This is a genomic window from Methylobacterium haplocladii (assembly GCF_007992175.1).
GTDB classification, from domain to species: domain Bacteria; phylum Pseudomonadota; class Alphaproteobacteria; order Rhizobiales; family Beijerinckiaceae; genus Methylobacterium; species Methylobacterium haplocladii.
Genome location: NZ_BJZT01000014.1, coordinates 69849 through 85657, shown reverse-complemented (window position 1 = coordinate 85657; position 15809 = coordinate 69849). Strand labels below are relative to the sequence as shown.

Sequence of the window (15809 nt, the reverse complement as noted above, 5' to 3'; positions counted from 1 at the left end):
CAACCGCGGGTCCATCGTGCTGGGCGGAGGCGCATGACCGCCCGCCGCATCGCGAGGTGGTTAATGATCCACGTTACGTCAGAGCGAGCGGCGCAGGCCCTCTGCGACGGACACGCAGGGGATGCCCCGGTCCGAAGCGGCTCGGAGCGCCGCTTCGAGGAGCGCCGGCGAACAGCCATAGGGACTCGGGTCGTCGACGACGTCGTGTCCGTAGAAGATCAGCCAGCCGTTGCAGGCGCACGCGGCGTCCATCAACCCGGCGATTCCCTCGATGTCCAAATGCCCGTCCATCAGCGGGTTGGCCCGCAGGAAGTGAAGGTCGGTCCGGCCGACGTTGATGCCGGGCACGATCCCGCGGCTGGTACGGTAGAGGCCGGACAGCGCGCGCTTGGCCGAGATCGAGCCGAAACCGTAGGGGAAGGCGAAGCTCTCCAACGCGAGACCCGGCACGATCGTGCGCAGGCGCTCGTCGTTGCGCCGCGACTCCGCGGCGATCGCGTCGGGACCGAGATTCGGCACGAAGACATGCGAGTAGGTGTGGCTGCCGATCTCGTGGCCGGCCGCGTGGAGGGCGGCGATGCGGGCTTCGTCCGCCGTGCGCCAGTGCAGGGCGCGCGTGTCGATCAGCCCGCCGGAAATGTAGAATGTGCCCTTGGCGCCGGAGGCGTCGAGCATGTCAGCGCCGACGGTGCAGGCGCAGACCGGGGCATCGTCGAAGGTGAAGCTGACCAGCGGCGTCGCCGGAGCGAGCACTGCCGGCGATGTCCGCAGGTGCCGGGCGAGGCGATGGGCCAGACGCACCCGCAGGGTCGCGATACGCGCGACATCGCCATCCGGAGGTACGGTGAGCAAGGACCTACTCCGCCGCCGCCAGCGCGCCGGCGCGCTGGCGTAGGACGCGATGATGATTTCCGTGGCGAAGGCGCATCCCGGCGATGCGTAGACCCTCGCAGACCGTCTCGGAGGCGCGCGCTGGCATAAAGGCCATCAGGCAGGCCGCTGCGCTTGTCCGTTGCACCATTCCCTCCCCTGTCGACCAGTCTGCCTCGGACATCCGTGTTCGCCGGATTCAGCTGTGCCCGAGGCTGAAGTACCCAGACTCCTCCTTTGCAGATGGAGCGTTACTTTTTCATCTCTGGATCAGGGCTTCTGCACGCACGGATCATCGGACGGCGAAGTTCTACTTCCGGTCGAGGCCGTCGCAGCAATACATGTGGCGACTAAGCAGCTTCCGGGTGATTTTCGTGCGTACCATCCGATTTTTCGGAATAAAACGCATTGAGAGCCGTGCGGATGGTCGCGAGCGGTGTCGAGCCGAAGGACTGGATGCAGAAGGCCCGCTCCCGCGGGGTCGCCGCGTACAGCATCGCGAGGATGTCGGCCACGCTCAGTTCGTCGGCCTCCCAATGCGTGCGGGTGAAGCTCTCGTGCGTGACCGCGTGGCGCGGCTTGGCGGCGGCCGAGGTTGCGACGAAGGCGCCGTAGATCATGTATTCGGAGAAGTCGCGGTCCCGGCACAACGCCGCGATCCAGCCCCGGCCCGAGACGCTCTCGATGCGTGCGATCATCGCCCGAACGGTGGCTTGGTCCCAGACGATGATCTGGTCGATGTAATCGTCGGCCGGCAGCCGCGGTGGCGGCGTCGCCAGAAGCCGGGCCGCGGTGGCGACCCAGAGCATGTGGCGTGGCCGATGCTCGGTGACGCCGCGGCTATGGACGTGGAACGGCGTCGGGTTCGGATGGGCGATCCCGGCGAGATCGAAATCCTTGAAGAAGTAGATGTCGGAATCGATCAGGCAGAAGCGCTCCTCGGGTAGCACGCGCGCCGCTTCGATCTTGACGATCTGCTGCATGTGCCAGCCGCTGATCGGCTTGCCGTAGAGGGACCACCAGTAGCGGCGACCGCGCCAGCGCAGGGCCGGGATCGGCCGCAGCCAACGCGGCACGAACTGCGAGAGCGGCAGGATCCGGCGGTCGTCCCGGGCATAGGGCGCAAAGAGCACTACGTCCTCGTCGTCGACGATGACGTAGTGCTGCCCGCGCCGCGGGACATGCCGGTCGATGCTGTCGAACAGCAGGGCGCAACGTTTGAGATCGCCGCGATGGCTGATCGTGATCAGGCCGACCGTCTCGGGTCGTCCGCGATCGGTTGCTCCGGCCTGGCTCTGCATACGTGTCTCCGTCGCACCGTTGCGCGGCACCGGTCTCGCACCGGACACCCCGAAAAGCCTCTCGCCCGCGACGGTCATGCGGCGCTCCTCGTCAACAAGCCGTACACGGCGACGAACGACAGCCCATAGATCGCCGCGAAAACACCATTCAGCCACAGGCTCCACGACTCGACCGACGGGACCATCGTGATCAGGAGGGCGACCGCGACGGCCTTGATCAGCACGAGGCTGGCCGTCAGGGCAGCGCGCAGGCCCATGTGGCCGAAGGCGAAGGTGAGTTCGCTGTGGAACTCGAGCAGGTTCCTCACCGCCGGCACCAGGATGATGACGGTCAGCATGCCGTAGGCGGCCGAGACGTTGGCGCCGAGGATGGTCGGCCAGAGGGTCAGGAGCCCGACCAGCGCGAGCAGTCCCCCCGTGGAGACGGCCGCGACGAGCGCCTCGATCTTGACGCTCTCCCGCAGCAGCGACCGGGTGGCGCGCCCGGCATGGATCAGCTTGCGCGAGTACATCATGAACATCGGCCGCAGGGGCACGGCCGTGAGGTCGATGAGCCGGATCGCAATCGCGTAGATGCCGGCCGTGCGCTCCCCCGCCAGGGACAGGATGATCAGCTTGTCGATCTCGCCCTGGGCGAGGAACATGAAATACGACACCGCGAAGAACAGGGCGTCGCGGATCTTCGCCTTGAGCAGCGTCGGACGGAACCGCATCCGGATGCGGGGGTGGAAAGCCACGACCAGGACGGCGACGGCGACGGCGTTGCCGGCGAGGTAATAGAGGCTCCAGGTCTCGGCGCTGCCGCCGCCCATGGCCCAGAACGCGACCACCGCCGCGGCGCGGAAGCCGACCGGCAGCGAGACCAATGTCGAGGCCGCGCCGAAGCGGCCGAGGCCGTTGTTGACTTGAACGAGCAGCTCGATCTGGCGCCAGAGCGCAACCTCGACGAGGATGATCGCGAGGTAGCCCGGCAGCGCGATTACGTTGCGGAACAGGACGAGGTAGAGCACGCCGGCCAGCGCCAGCATGATCGGAAGCGCAGCGGCGAAGCAGACGTAATAGGCCGCGAGATAACCGCCGAGCGATGAGCGCCGGCCGGTGGCCGACCGCATCACGAAGGCCTGGAAGCCGAAGCCGGCGAGGCAGCCGATCAGCACCCCGGCCGCCGAGACGGTGGCGAAGACGCCCATGTCGGCGAGGCTGAGCGTGTTCGCGAGCAGGAAGAAATAGACCACCTGCAGAACGAGGCGACCGCCGGACCCCACCAGCAGTTGGGAATAGCCGAGGAGAGCCGTCCGATGCCCCGCCAACCTGGCGAGGATCAGGGGTGTCGGATTGAAGCGTCGTCTCGAGACGGGACGCTCCGGGACGGTCGTCGGTCCGATGAGGGTCGGATTTTGGGACAGAGTGGCACTCATGATCGGCCTGTCCGCAGACCGCGTGCCAAGCCGCCGCTCCGACATCGAACCGTCCGACACATGTCGTGTCTGAGGGACAGCGCCGAGGCCTCATGGACGGACCCGAACTTGCAGTCCGGGGTCCATGAGATCCACTGAGGTTTCGCGATGATACAACCCTGTCCCACGCGGCGGCAGATGATCGCCGGAGGGCTGGTCGGTGCCGGTCTGCTCGCCTTCGATCCGTCGGCCCATGCGGCCACCGGAACGGGCGTCCCCGCTCGTGCCTCCTACGGTGCGGCGGTGCGGGGCGATGCGCTCGCGAACGACCCCGCCTATGCCGAGGCCCTGGCGGCGCGCTGCCGGGTGCTGGTGCCCGAAGGCGGCCTGAAATGGCCGGTGATCCGCCCGAACCGCGAGACCTTCGACTTTGGGGAAGCCGACCGCATCGCCGCCTTCGCGGGCCGCCGCGGCATCGGCCTGCGTGGGCACACGCTGGCATGGTACGGCGGCATGCCGGCCTGGACGGATGCGATCACGTCGCGCGCCGAGGCCGAGCGGGTGCTGACCGACCACATCGAGACGGTGGTCTCGCGCTATGCCGGGCTAATCACGTCCTGGGACGTGGTGAACGAGCCGATCTCGGACGACCCGTCCTCCCCGAAGAATTTGCGCTCCTTCGTCTGGAGCCGGACGCTGGGGGCCGACTACATCCCGATCGCTTTTCGCGCCGCCGCCGCGGCAGACCCGACGGCCCGGCTCGTGCTCAACGAATACGACGTCGAATTCGTCGGCGGGCGCTTCGCGCAGAAGCGGGATGCCCTGCTGCGGATCGCGCGGGACCTGGTCGATTCCGGCGCACCGCTCCACGCCATCGGCCTCCAGGCCCATCTCCCCGCCGACCGATCGATCGACCGGGACGGACTGCAAGGCTTTCTTCGCGAGATCCGTGCGATGAATCTCGACGTGCTCGTGACGGAGCTCGACGTGATCGACGCCACCCTGCCCAGCGCTGTGGACGCCCGCGACCTGCGTGTCGCCGAGACGGCGCGGACGTTCCTGTCGGCGGTCTCCGAGGTCTTGCCGCCGAGCGCGATCCTGACCTGGGGGATCAGCGACCGCTACACCTGGGTGCCGATGTACTTCACGCGGACCGACGGCCTGCCGAACCGGCCGCTGCCCCTCGACGCGAACATGCGCCCGAAGCCGCTGATGGCCGTCATCGAACGTTTTACGCGGAGCGCGTGATGATCCCGAACCGCGAACCCGGCAGCGCGATCGAGATCGTCGTCTGCGTACCGACCTTCCGCCGGCCGGAATGGCTGACCCGGACGCTCGAGTCCCTCGTCGCGCAGACCTGCCGACGTCCCTTCGCCGTCGTCGTCGTCGAGAACGACGCCGTTGGGCGGGAGGGCGTTGCCGTGGCGCAGGCGTTCTTCGCGTCGGGGCAGCTGCACGGGCTTTCGCTGGTCGAGGGCAAGCAGGGCAATTGCCACGCGATCAACGCTGCCTTCGGCACGGCGCTCGCTGCCTATCCGGCAGCACTATACCTCCTGATGATCGACGACGACGAGTGGGCCGACCCGGACTGGCTCGGAACCATGGTCGCCGCGGCCGAACGCACCGGTGCTGGCGTCGTCGGCGGCCCGGTCATGCCGCAGATCGCGCTCGGCGGCTCGGCGGCGCTCGCAGGACACCCGGCCTTTTGTCCCGCCTTCGACACCAGCGGCCCGGTGCCGATGATCTATGGCAGCGGCAATTGCCTGATTGCGCGCACGACCTTCGAGCGGCTCGGGCTGCCGGCCTTCGACGTCGCCTACAATTTCCTCGGCGGCGGCGACACCGACTTCTTCACGCGTGCCCGTCACGCCGGAATCCCGTTCCAGTGGGTGCAGGAGGCCGTGATCAATGAGACCGTGCCGCTCACCCGCACGACCTTGCGCTGGCTCGCCGCGCGGGGCCTGCGCATCGGCGCGATCAATCACCGGATCGAGCTGAAACACGCGCTGAGCGGCGCCGACCGGCTCGCCATCGCCGCGAAATCCGTGGCGGTTCTCGGCCTCTCGGTGGTGCGCAGCCTGAGGCTCTTCGTCAAAACCCGCCAGCCGGCCTTCGCGCTGCATCCCATCGCCGTGGCGCTCGGGCGGTGCCTCGCCGCCGCCGGCATCGAGCCGCAGCCCTATCGCGCGGCGGCGCCCAAATGATCGCGCGGCCATCCGAGTTCGGGGCACGCCGCGCGACGGCCGATGCGGCGCTGCCGCTCGGCGACGCCGTGTCGGCGGCCGGCATGCTCGGTCATCTGCGTGGACGCGCCGGCGGGCTGTCCGTTCTGCGCCTGCTGCGGCAGGCGTTGTTTCTGGCGACGCTCCTGATCGCCTGGATCTCGCTGAAACCCTTCCCGGACCTGTCGCGGCTCGACATCGCGGACCTCGTGACCGGCCAGGAGGCCCTGACCTACGGCGCTTTCGGTATCCTGGCATTCGTCGGGCTCGTGCTGGTGGCGCGCGAGCACGGCCGCGCGCTCGCATCACTGGCGTCGCCAACGCATCTCGTGCTCGCCGGCTGGCTGGTTCTCAGCGTGATCCTGTCGCAAGACCATGCCACCTCTGCCAAACGGCTGGCGCTGACCGCGGCGGTGATGCTGCTGACCGCCTGCCTGCCGCTGCTGGCGCAGACCCGTACGGAGTTGCGCAACCTCACGGCAATTGCGGCCCTGGGGCTGCTGACGGTCTGCTACCTCGGGATGGTCGTCGCGCCGGATCTCGCGATCCACCAGCCGCGCGACCTCCAGGAGCCCGGGCTCGCCGGCAACTGGCGTGGCAGCTTCGGCCACAAGAACGCCGCCGCCGCCGTGATGGCGATGCTGCTGTTCATCGGCGTGGCGGTGTTCCGGGCGGGCGGGCGCGTCGCCGGGCTTGCGATCCTGGGCCTCGCTTGCGCATTCCTGGTCGGCTCCGAGGGCAAGAGCGCCTTCGCTCTGAGCCTCGTGGTGTTCGCGCTGACCGGCGCATTCTCCGTTGTGCGAAGCTTCCGCGGCCGTCTGCTGATCGCGATCGGCCCGATCCTGCTGCTCAACCTGTTCACGGTCGGATCGGTGATGAGCGATGCCCTCGCCTCCATCGTCGCCGCGCTCCCGATCGACGCCACCTTCACGGGGCGCACGGATATCTGGCGGTTCGCGATCCAGACCATCGCCGCGCGCCCGATCGCGGGCTACGGCTATGCGGCGTTCTGGGGAACCCAGACGGTCCGCGACGTCTCGGACGAAGGCGCAACCTGGGCCGGCTATGCCAGCCACAGCCACAACGGCTACATCGACACCACCCTGACCCTCGGCGCAGTGGGGCTCGTCCTGCTGCTGCTGGTCTTCGTGCTTGGTCCGCTGCGCAACTACCAGAAGCTGCAGACGGAAACCGGCAATGCCGGCCCCTTCGCGACGATGTTTCTGCAGATCTGGCTCTTCGGCTTGATGCTTTCGTCGATGGAGAGCTTCTTCTTCGACCGCGCCGATCCGATCTGGATCACGTTCCTGTTCGCGGTGTTCGGGTTGCATTATCTCGCACGCTTTCGAACACGCTGACATCGCGCCCGAGATTGGCACTCATCGATGCCGACTTGAATGACATCGGTTTCGAAACTCGGCCCGGATTTCGCTCTGATGGGAGTGAAACCGGACGGATCCGTCAAAATGACACAGAATTCAGGGCATCCGCACCGCTTCGAGGCGCTCGATGCGCTGCGCGGCATCTGTGCGCTGCTGATCGTCTTCTTTCACATCCCGGTTCATCACGTCCTCAAAGACGTTCCGACGTTCGCCAACCTCCAAGTCTGCGTCGACGTCTTCTTCGTCCTGTCGGGCTTCGTGCTGTACCACGCTTACGGGCAGCGCCTGACGAGCCGCACCGACGGCGTTCGCTTCATGACGCGGCGCTTCCTGCGCCTCTGGCCGCTACACGTCGTGATGCTCGGCCTGCTGGCCCTGCTCGATCTCGCCAAGCTGGCCTATGGACAGTCCGACACCGGATTTGCGATGGACGCGCAACCGTTCTCCCAGGGGCATTCGGCCTGGGAGATCGTCACCAACCTCGCTTTCCTGCAATCCTTCGGTCTACATCCGGGCATGAGCTGGAACGGTCCGGCCTGGAGCGCGGCGGTTGAGTTCTACGTCTCGATCCTGTTCGCGGCGCTCATTCTAGCGTTTCCGCGCCATCATCTGCCGGTGTTTCTGATCCTCGGCATCGCGGCCGCCCTGGCGCTCCATACCCTCACGCCGACGCCGCTTTCGGCGTCCACCGATTGGGGCGTGCTGCGCGCCGTCGTCGGCGTCTTCGCCGGCGGACTCGTCTGCGCCATGCGCCGGCCCGCGAGCGGCCCGCTGAGGCGGGCGAGCCTGCTGGAGACGGGCTTCCTCGCGGTCCTCGTCGGTTGCGCAGTGCTGCTGCCCGTTGGAGGCCTGCAGATCCTGCTCCTGCCGCCGATCTGCGGGCTGATCTACGTTCTCTCGTTCGACGACGGCGTGGTCTCGCGCGTATTCCGCACCCGTTGGCTGCAATCGCTCGGCCTGTGGTCGTACTCAGTCTACATGATCCACTGCTTCGTGTTTCAGGTCGCGAAGACGGCGATGACCTTCATCGGCCGCAAGACGGGCCTCGACCTTGTCGTCTGGCACAATCAGGAGAAGCTGGTGCAGATCGGCACGCCGGAACAGGCACTTCTGCCGGCCATCATCCTGTCCATCGCGCTGGTCGTGCCGCTGGCCGCCTTCACCTATCGCTGGATCGAGAGGCCCGCGATGACGCCGTCGGCCTGGCGGTTGCTCAAACGACCCGGCCGGGCCACCCCGAACGCCGCGCCGGTGGCGCCCGCCGCCTTGGCCTGATCCGGCTCAAGCCTGGCGCGTCCGCCTCCGGCCGCGGACCGCCATCCGTGCCCGGAGGCAGGCTGCCGCGTCCCGGAACCACGTCGCCCGGTCGAGCTCCGGCAACCGGGTCTGACGCGTCCGCGCAGCCAGCACGCGCTCTGCATAGGCCTCTGCCTGCGCTTCGCGCGGCACCGGCAGGATCGCGCCCGCGTCGAGAAGCGCTCGGTAACGGGGATGATGGTCGAACTCGTCGGCGAGCACCGGCGCCGTGACGACCACCGGCCGGCCGGCCTGGACGCAGGCGAGCACGCTGGCGCGCCGCGCCGTCAACCCCTCGGGCAATACATAGGCGAAGGCGTCCACCGTCTCGAACAGGCCGAACAGCTCTTCGGCCGAGGCGACGTAGCCGGAGACGATGACGTCGTCCGTCAGGCCAAGGGCCGCGACCTTTGCCCGAAATACGTCCTCGATGCCGTCGGACGCCTTGATGAACGAGCCGATGAAGACCAGAAGCGGCTTTTCCCCGCGCGCCTTCAGCGCCGCCGCGATCTCGATCACGGCCTCCGGCTGCTTGCCCGGATAGATCGATCCGAAATGTCCGAGCACCAGACGGCCCTCCCGACGTGCGGCGAGCAGGCACTGGCGCAAGGGGCTGTCGGCGATCCCGGCCGGCCTTGCGAGGTTCGGCGGGACCGGCATCAGGGCGGCCCTGCGCGCCAGGAACCCGACGAGCGGGTCGGCCGCCAACTCCTCGCGCACCTGCGGCGAAACCAGAAAGATCGTGTCGGACAGGAGCAGAAGCGGTCGGAGCACCAGACGGCGCAGCCGATGCAGTCCGGCCCACTCGTGCAGGACGGTGATGCAGTCGCGGCGACGCAGCTTCGCGAGGGCATAGACCGCGAGGGGACCGAACAGGGCCCGCTTCCAGGCGACGACGGGGAAATTCGCGACCACCGCGTCCGTCTGCCCGAGACGGTGCCAGACCTCGGAGAGGCGGAACGCGCGCGGCGCGATGGTGAGGGCGGCGTGCGACCCCGGCTCGGCCTCCCGCAGGGTTTCGAGGAGAAGCCGGCTGAAATCGCCGATGCCGCAAGGCGGCTGGCCGGCACCGAGCAGGTGCAGGCTGGCCGCCGGGGACCTGGACGCAGCGCGCGGCGGCCCGGTCCGGTCGGCGGCCGAGCGGACGACCGGCGCCTCGTTGGCCTCTGCTGGCGACATGCGCGGTTCCACGGAGGGAAACTGGCACGGGCTCCGAGCCCGCGCGGCGTCGAAGCCTGACCGAATTGCCTTACGAAATGCTTCGCACCGTTGGGCGCATTCCCCTCATCACTGCTCTGCGCCCGCGATGACCAAAGGGCTCAAGCCCGGCCGGCGATCGGCGAGAGCATGGCAGGGTCGATCCCGTTCATGCGCAGCACGCGGTCGTACTTGTCGTCGAGGGCCGTGTTGAAGATCAGTTCCGGGTCGGCGGTGCAGGTGAGCCAGCCATTGGCCATGATCTCGTTTTCGAGCTGCCCCGCCTGCCAGCCGGCATAGCCCAGGGCCAGGACGGCGCTGGCCGGCCCGCTTCCCTCGGCGATCGCGCGCAGGATCTCGACCGTCGCGGTGAGGCAGACCCCATCGTCGATTAGCAGCGTCGACTGATCGATGCGGAAATCGGACGAGTGCAGCACGAAGCCGCGCTTGGCGTCGACGGGTCCTCCCATCAGCACCGGCATGTGCCCGACCCGTTCGCGCAGGCGGATCGCATCCGTCTCCGGCGCGATGTCGAGCTGCATCAGGAGGTCCGGCATGGTGAGGTCGGTGGCCGGTTTGTTGACGATGATGCCCATCGCCCCGTCGGCGGAGTGGTGGCACAGGTAGATCAGCGAGCGGGCGAAGCGCTCGTCGCCCATGCCCGGCATCGCGACCAGGAACTGCCGGTCGAGGTAACTCACCCCGTCGTCGGCCGGTGCGGAATCGTCGGGTGACGGTGGAAATCGCTGCATGGCGGCATGCTAGCCCCGGGGCCGGTTTTGTCCATAAGGCAACGGCGGCTCCCTCGATCCACGGAGGCTCGATCCGATCGCCTCGACAGCGTCATCTGGCCACGCTAACGCTGCCGCACGATCGAGGAGACGACAGAATGAGCATTCAGGTTGGCGACCACCTGCCCCAGGTGACCTTCCGCGTGAACGGCCCGGACGGCCCGCAGGCGAAGACCACGGACGACGTATTCAAGGGCCGCCGCGTGGTGCTCGTCGGCGTGCCGGGCGCCTTCACCCCGGCCTGCCACCGCAACCACCTACCCGGCTTCGTCGCGAAGAAGGAGGAGATCCTCGCCCGCGGCATCGACGCCATCGCCATCACCGCGGTGAACGACGTCTTCGTGCTCAACGCCTGGCAGGAGGCCACCGGCGCCCAGAGCCTCGAATTCCTCGCTGACGGCAATGCCGAGTTCGCCAGGGCGATCGGCCAGGAACTCGACGGCAGCGGCTTCGGCCTCGGCCCCCGCTCGCAGCGCTACGCCATGCTCGTCGACGACGGCGTGGTCCGCGTGCTCAACGTCGAGGACTCGCCCTCGAAGGCCGAGGTCTCCAGCGCAGAGGCACTCCTCAAGGTGCTCTGACGTCGTCGGGACCGATAGCGCGGCGCTGGGCCGGGGGCATGTCCCCCGGCCTTTTTCATGCGCATCAACGCGGTGCCGAGGCTATTCACATCGCCCACGCTCGCGATTTTCTTGGACTCGGCAGCTGCGAAAATCGTAAATCCTTGGAGCCTGCGAGTCGGTCACCACGGAATTCAGCTCACTCAAGACAAGCTGGCCGGCGCGACGCATCATAGGCGTTTTATTCAATCGTCTTTACAGCGCCTGCGTGTGACGCGGTCGCTCTTCGGGGGAGGTCGTCGTGAAGCGTCTCGTTCTCTTGTGCGTCCTCGCGCTCGCATCACCGGCGCATGCCGATCAGATCGATCTGTCGACCTCCAGCTGCAAGAAATTCTTGGAAAGCGGTGACGACGAGATCAGAACGACGCTGGCTTGGCTCGACGGCTACTATAAGGGCGAGGACGACCCGGCAGTGATCGACACCGACAAGCTGGTTGCCAACGCCAAGAAGCTCGGCGAGTACTGCGCGAAAAATCCGAGCATCGGCTTGATCACGGCAACCGAAAAACTGTTTGGACAGTAACCCGGACACCCGGGGCGACCGTCGAACGGTCAGCCCGACCAGCCGTAGTCGCGAGCATGGCCCGCATGACGGTGGAAGGCGAGACGACGGTCGTAGTCCAGCGGGTTCTTCGGCTGCACCAGGGCGCCGGACGGCACGTTCAGCCAGTCGACGAGGCGCGTCAGCAGGAAGCGCATCGCTGCGCCGCGGGCGAGGATCGGCAGGGCCTCGACCTCGCCCGGCTCGAGGCGGCGGCGCTTCTCATAGCCGGCGATCATCGCCTCGCCCATCTCGCGCTGATAGCGGCCCTCGGCGTCGAAGCACCACGCGTTGAGGCAGATCGCGAGATCGTAGGCGAGCGCGTCGGTGCAGGCGAAGTAGAAGTCGATGATCCCGGACAGGTCATCACCGATGAAGAACACGTTGTCGGTGAAGAGATCGGCGTGGATGACGCCGCTCGGCAGATCGCGCGGCCACGAAGATTCGAGCAGAGCCAGATCGGTCCGTATGCGCCCGGCGAGGCCGGGGGCGACGGTGTCGGTCTGATCGCCGGCCTGCTCGAACAGCGGCCGCCAGGCATCGACCGACAGGCTGTTCGCCCGGCTCATCGCAAAGTCTCGACCGGCCTCGTGAAAACCGGCGAGTGCCCGGCCGAGTTCACGGCAGTGATGCGCGGTCGGGCGTTTCACCGAGATGCCTTCGAGGAAGCTGATGATCGCCGCCGGCCGGCCGCAGAGCGATCCGAGCGCGGTGTCGCGGCGGTTGCGCACCGGCTGCGGGCAGGACAGACCAGCCCGGTACAGATGGCCCATGAGATTGAGGAAGAACGGCAGGTCCTCTTCCCGCACGCGCTTCTCGTAGAGCGTGAGGATGTAGGAGCCGGCCGTGGTGTGCAGGAAGAAGTTCGTGTTCTCGACGCCTTCCGCGATGCCCTTGTAGGACAGGAGCGATCCGAGATCGTACTCGCTCAGGAAGGCGGTCAGCGCCTCGTCGGAAACCTCGGTATAGACGGCCAAGGAGTGCCTGCCTCTCGCTTCTCGCTCAAAACAAAGGGCGCCGTCGAGGCGCCCTTGTCCGTCGTCGTGTCCCGGCCGATTTACTCGGCGGCTTCACTGCGCAGCTCGCGCGGCAGCGGAAACGACATGTCCTCGACCGTCACGGAGACCTGATCGACGCTGACGTCGTAGCGCGCGGCGAAGGCGTCGATGATCTCCTCGACCAGGACCTCCGGCGCCGAAGCGCCCGCGGTCAGGCCGAGCCGGCGGATGTTGCCGAAGGCCTCCCAGTCGATCTCTTCCGCCCGCAGGACGAGCCGGGTGATCGGGCAGCCAGCCCGCTCGGCGACTTCGCGCAGGCGCTGCGAGTTCGAGGAGTTCGAGGAGCCGACCACGATCAACGCGTCGACCTGCGGAGCCACTTCCTTCACCGCTTCCTGGCGGTTGGTGGTGGCGTAGCAGATGTCGTCCTTGTGTGGCCCGGTGATCAGCGGGAACTTCGCCTTGAGTGCGGCGACGATGTGCTTGGTGTCGTCGACGGAGAGCGTGGTCTGGGTCACCCAGGCGAGATTCTTGGCATCTGCCACTTCGAGCCGCGAGATCTGCTCGAGGTCCTCGACCAGCGTGATCGAACCTTTGGGTAGCTGGCCCATGGTGCCGACGACCTCCGGATGGCCCGAATGGCCGACGAGCAGCACGTGGCGCCCGCGCTTGTGATGGATCTCGGCCTCGCGGTGGACCTTGGTCACCAGCGGGCAGGTCGCATCGATCGTGGTCAGGCCGCGACTGTCGGCATTGCTCGGCACCGTCTTGGCGACGCCGTGCGCGGAGAAGATGACGGGCGCCCCGGAATCCGGCACCTCGTCGAGCTCGCGCACGAAGATCGCGCCCTTCCGCTTCAGCGTCTCGACCACGTACTTGTTGTGGACGATCTCGTGGCGGACATAGACCGGAGGCCCGTAGATCGCGAGCGCGCGCTCGACCACGTCGATGGCGCGGACGACGCCGGCGCAGAAGCCGCGCGGCGCGCAGAGCAAAATCTCCAGCGGCGGCTTCTCGCCGGTGATGGCGGGATGCGGGATCCGGTCGGGATCCGCGGTCAGGTTGATGGTATCGGCGCTCATGGTCTCGCGGATGTGGAGAGGCTGGGGGCGGGCTGTCAACCGGCGTCGCGGGTGAATTCCGAGATGGCAGTGGCTCCCTAGCACAATCCGTCGCCGACGGGACCCCCGCGTGTCGAACGGCACCGGATCATGCTCGCATGCCGCGTTCACGCGGGCTAAGGGACGCGTTCCCCGCCTCTCGCGGGACGACGCAGCCCCGGGGGCCCCATGGCGAGCGCCACGACGCATGCGAGCTTTCTGCCGCCGGTCCTGACCTTCCTGTCGGCCGCGGTGGTCGGCGTGCCGATCTTTCGGCTGCTCGGACAGAGCGCCGTGCTCGGCTATCTCGTGGCCGGGGTGGTGATCGGGCCGTTCGGCTTCTCGCTGATCGCCGAGCCGGAGACGGCGGCCAGCGTTGCCGAGATCGGCGTCGTGCTCCTGCTCTTCATCGTCGGACTGGAACTCGAGCTCTCCCGCCTCGTCTCGATGCGGCGGGATATTTTCGGGCTAGGCGCAGCGCAGTTGGCGCTGTGCTCCCTGGTTCTCGCAGGCGCCGGGCTGATCTTTGGGCTGTCGGTCGCAGCGGCCGCCGTGATCGGCATCGCGCTCGCTCTCTCGGCCACGGCGGTGGCGCTGCAACTGCTGGAGGAGCGCGGCGATCTCGGCAGCGCGTATGGCAGCCGCTCCTTCGCAGTGCTTCTGTTCCAGGACATCTCGGTGGTGGCGATCCTCGCCGTGCTGCCGCTGCTGGCCTCGGCTGGGGCGACGCCGGAAAACGGTTGGATCGAAGGGGCGCTGCGCTCGACCGCGATCGCCGGCCTCGGCATCGTCGCGGTGATCCTCGTCGGGCGCTACGGCCTCAACCCGTTCTTTCGCCTGCTCGCTGCCTCCGGCGGCCGCGAGGTGATGACGGCGGCGGCCCTTCTCGTGGTGCTCGGCACGGCGCTGCTGATGGAGGAGGATGGCCTCTCCATGGCGATGGGCGCGTTTCTCGCCGGCGTGATGCTCGCCGAATCGAATTTCCGCCACCAACTCGAAGCCGACATCGAGCCGTTCCGCGGCATGCTGCTCGGTTTGTTCTTCATGAGCGTCGGCATGTCGATCGACGGCGGCCTGCTCAAGGCGCATTGGCCCGAACTCTTCGGGGCCACCGCCGCCGCGATCCTGATCAAGATCGCCCTGGTCGCCGGGCTGTTCCGGCTGTTCGGCTCGTCCTGGCTCGATGCGGTGCGTGGCGGGGCGGTCCTGGCGCCGGCCGGCGAATTCGCCTTCGTGATCCTGCCGGCGGCGGGCGAACTGCACCTGCTCGACACGGCGGCGACGCGCTTCTCCGTGGCGCTCGCGGCGCTGACGATGATCGTCGGCCCGATCGCCGCCAAGGGCCTCGACACGGCGCTGGCACGCCGGTCCGAGGTCGCGGACGTGCAGGCCGATACGATCGAATCCTCCGATGCCCGCGTCCTCGTCGTCGGCTTCGGCCGGTTCGGCCACCTCCTGACGCAGGTCCTCCTGGCCGAGGGGGTGAACGTCACCGTCATCGACAAGGACGTCGAGCAGATCCGCAACGCCGCCCGCTTCGGTTTCCGGGTCTATTACGGCGACGGGACCCGGCTCGACGTGCTGCGCGCGGCCGGCATCGGGCGTGCCGAGCTGATCTGCATCTGCATCGACGACCCGGCATCGGCTCTCAAGATCGTCGACATCGTCCACGAGGAATTCGCGAGCGTTCGGACCTATCTGCGGGCCTACGACCGCAACCACGCCATCGACTTGATGAACCGCGACGTCGACTTCCAGATCCGCGAAACCCTCGAATCCGCGCTTCGCTTCGGCCGTGCCGCCCTGGAGGGCCTAGGGCTTTCGGAACAGGCGGCCCTGGCCCGCGTCGAAGACGTGCGTAAGCGCGACCTCGCGCGGCTCGTGCTGCAGCAGGCTGGCGCCCTGCCCGATGGGGCCGGCTGGATGCGCGGCGCGTCGACGGAGCTTCGCCCCGAGCCGCTGACCGAGCCGCAGCGGCCGTCGCGGGCGCTTTCGGCAGAAACGCGGGGACTGATCGAATCGGAGCGTCGCGAGGCCGCGATGCGGGAACTGGAGCCGCAAGACGCTGCCGCCGATGGATAGCCAGCACTCCGC

General features: G+C 67.7%; 14 protein-coding genes. 7 read left to right on the top strand and 7 right to left on the bottom strand.

Features of this window, described 5'->3' with window-relative positions; genetic code table 11:
- Positions 1-78 precede the first annotated feature (78 nt).
- The 3 genes from MHA02_RS07735 to MHA02_RS07725 all read right to left on the bottom strand — a co-directional run bounded on the left by MHA02_RS07735 (position 79) and on the right by MHA02_RS07725 (position 3589).
- Positions 79-852, bottom strand: coding sequence for a polysaccharide deacetylase family protein (locus tag MHA02_RS07735; RefSeq protein WP_170249111.1), 774 nt, complete (start codon positions 850-852; stop codon positions 79-81).
- Between the two features lie 368 nt (positions 853-1220).
- A complete protein-coding gene (locus MHA02_RS07730) occupies positions 1221-2171 on the bottom strand; it encodes a DUF6492 family protein (RefSeq protein ID WP_147078061.1) in 951 nt (316 codons plus the stop codon).
- A gap of 74 nt (positions 2172-2245) precedes the next feature.
- Positions 2246-3589 (bottom strand): lipopolysaccharide biosynthesis protein, encoded by a 1344-nt coding sequence (locus tag MHA02_RS07725; protein ID WP_238180227.1) that lies wholly within the window; start codon positions 3587-3589, stop codon positions 2246-2248.
- A gap of 147 nt (positions 3590-3736) precedes the next feature.
- Here MHA02_RS07725 and MHA02_RS07720 point away from each other — a divergent pair, with 147 nt between their 5' ends.
- The 4 genes from MHA02_RS07720 (at position 3737) to MHA02_RS07705 (ending at position 8447) form a co-directional block, all read left to right on the top strand.
- Positions 3737-4816: an endo-1,4-beta-xylanase gene (locus MHA02_RS07720; protein ID WP_147078060.1), complete on the top strand. Its 1080-nt coding sequence runs from the start codon at positions 3737-3739 to the stop codon at positions 4814-4816.
- Positions 4816-5772, top strand: a complete 957-nt coding sequence (locus MHA02_RS07715; protein WP_147078059.1) for a glycosyltransferase family 2 protein — start codon at positions 4816-4818, stop codon at positions 5770-5772. The genes MHA02_RS07720 and MHA02_RS07715 overlap by 1 nt, the downstream gene beginning before the upstream one ends.
- The gene (locus MHA02_RS07710; RefSeq protein ID WP_238180298.1) at positions 5769-7148 is read left to right on the top strand and encodes an O-antigen ligase family protein; all 1380 of its coding nucleotides are present in this window, start codon (positions 5769-5771) and stop codon (positions 7146-7148) included. Before MHA02_RS07715 ends, MHA02_RS07710 begins: the two co-directional genes overlap by 4 nt.
- 108 nt (positions 7149-7256) lie before the next feature.
- The gene (locus MHA02_RS07705) at positions 7257-8447 is read left to right on the top strand and encodes an acyltransferase family protein (RefSeq protein WP_170249109.1); all 1191 of its coding nucleotides are present in this window, start codon (positions 7257-7259) and stop codon (positions 8445-8447) included.
- A gap of 6 nt (positions 8448-8453) precedes the next feature.
- Here MHA02_RS07705 and MHA02_RS07700 read toward each other — a convergent pair whose 3' ends face one another.
- A complete protein-coding gene (locus MHA02_RS07700; protein ID WP_238180297.1) occupies positions 8454-9647 on the bottom strand; it encodes a glycosyltransferase family protein in 1194 nt (397 codons plus the stop codon).
- Positions 9648-9787: 140 nt separating this feature from the next.
- Positions 9788-10417 (bottom strand): YqgE/AlgH family protein, encoded by a 630-nt coding sequence (locus tag MHA02_RS07695; RefSeq protein ID WP_147078057.1) that lies wholly within the window; start codon positions 10415-10417, stop codon positions 9788-9790.
- Positions 10418-10554: 137 nt separating this feature from the next.
- Here MHA02_RS07695 and MHA02_RS07690 point away from each other — a divergent pair, with 137 nt between their 5' ends.
- Together MHA02_RS07690 and MHA02_RS07685 are read left to right on the top strand one after the other, a co-directional pair.
- The gene (locus MHA02_RS07690) at positions 10555-11037 is read left to right on the top strand and encodes a peroxiredoxin (RefSeq protein ID WP_147078056.1); all 483 of its coding nucleotides are present in this window, start codon (positions 10555-10557) and stop codon (positions 11035-11037) included.
- A 280-nt stretch (positions 11038-11317) separates the two neighbouring features.
- Positions 11318-11599 carry an HdeA/HdeB family chaperone gene (locus MHA02_RS07685; protein ID WP_147078055.1) on the top strand — a complete coding sequence of 94 codons (282 nt, stop codon included), beginning with the start codon at positions 11318-11320 and terminating at the stop codon, positions 11597-11599.
- A gap of 29 nt (positions 11600-11628) precedes the next feature.
- Here MHA02_RS07685 and thrB read toward each other — a convergent pair whose 3' ends face one another.
- Positions 11629-12594 carry a homoserine kinase gene (gene thrB / locus MHA02_RS07680; RefSeq protein WP_147078054.1) on the bottom strand — a complete coding sequence of 322 codons (966 nt, stop codon included), beginning with the start codon at positions 12592-12594 and terminating at the stop codon, positions 11629-11631.
- Positions 12595-12674: 80 nt separating this feature from the next.
- Positions 12675-13697: a 4-hydroxy-3-methylbut-2-enyl diphosphate reductase gene (gene ispH, locus MHA02_RS07675; protein ID WP_147078053.1), complete on the bottom strand. Its 1023-nt coding sequence runs from the start codon at positions 13695-13697 to the stop codon at positions 12675-12677.
- Positions 13698-13904: 207 nt separating this feature from the next.
- Here ispH and MHA02_RS07670 point away from each other — a divergent pair, with 207 nt between their 5' ends.
- A complete protein-coding gene (locus MHA02_RS07670) occupies positions 13905-15797 on the top strand; it encodes a monovalent cation:proton antiporter-2 (CPA2) family protein (protein WP_147078052.1) in 1893 nt (630 codons plus the stop codon).
- Positions 15798-15809: the final 12 nt, after the last annotated feature.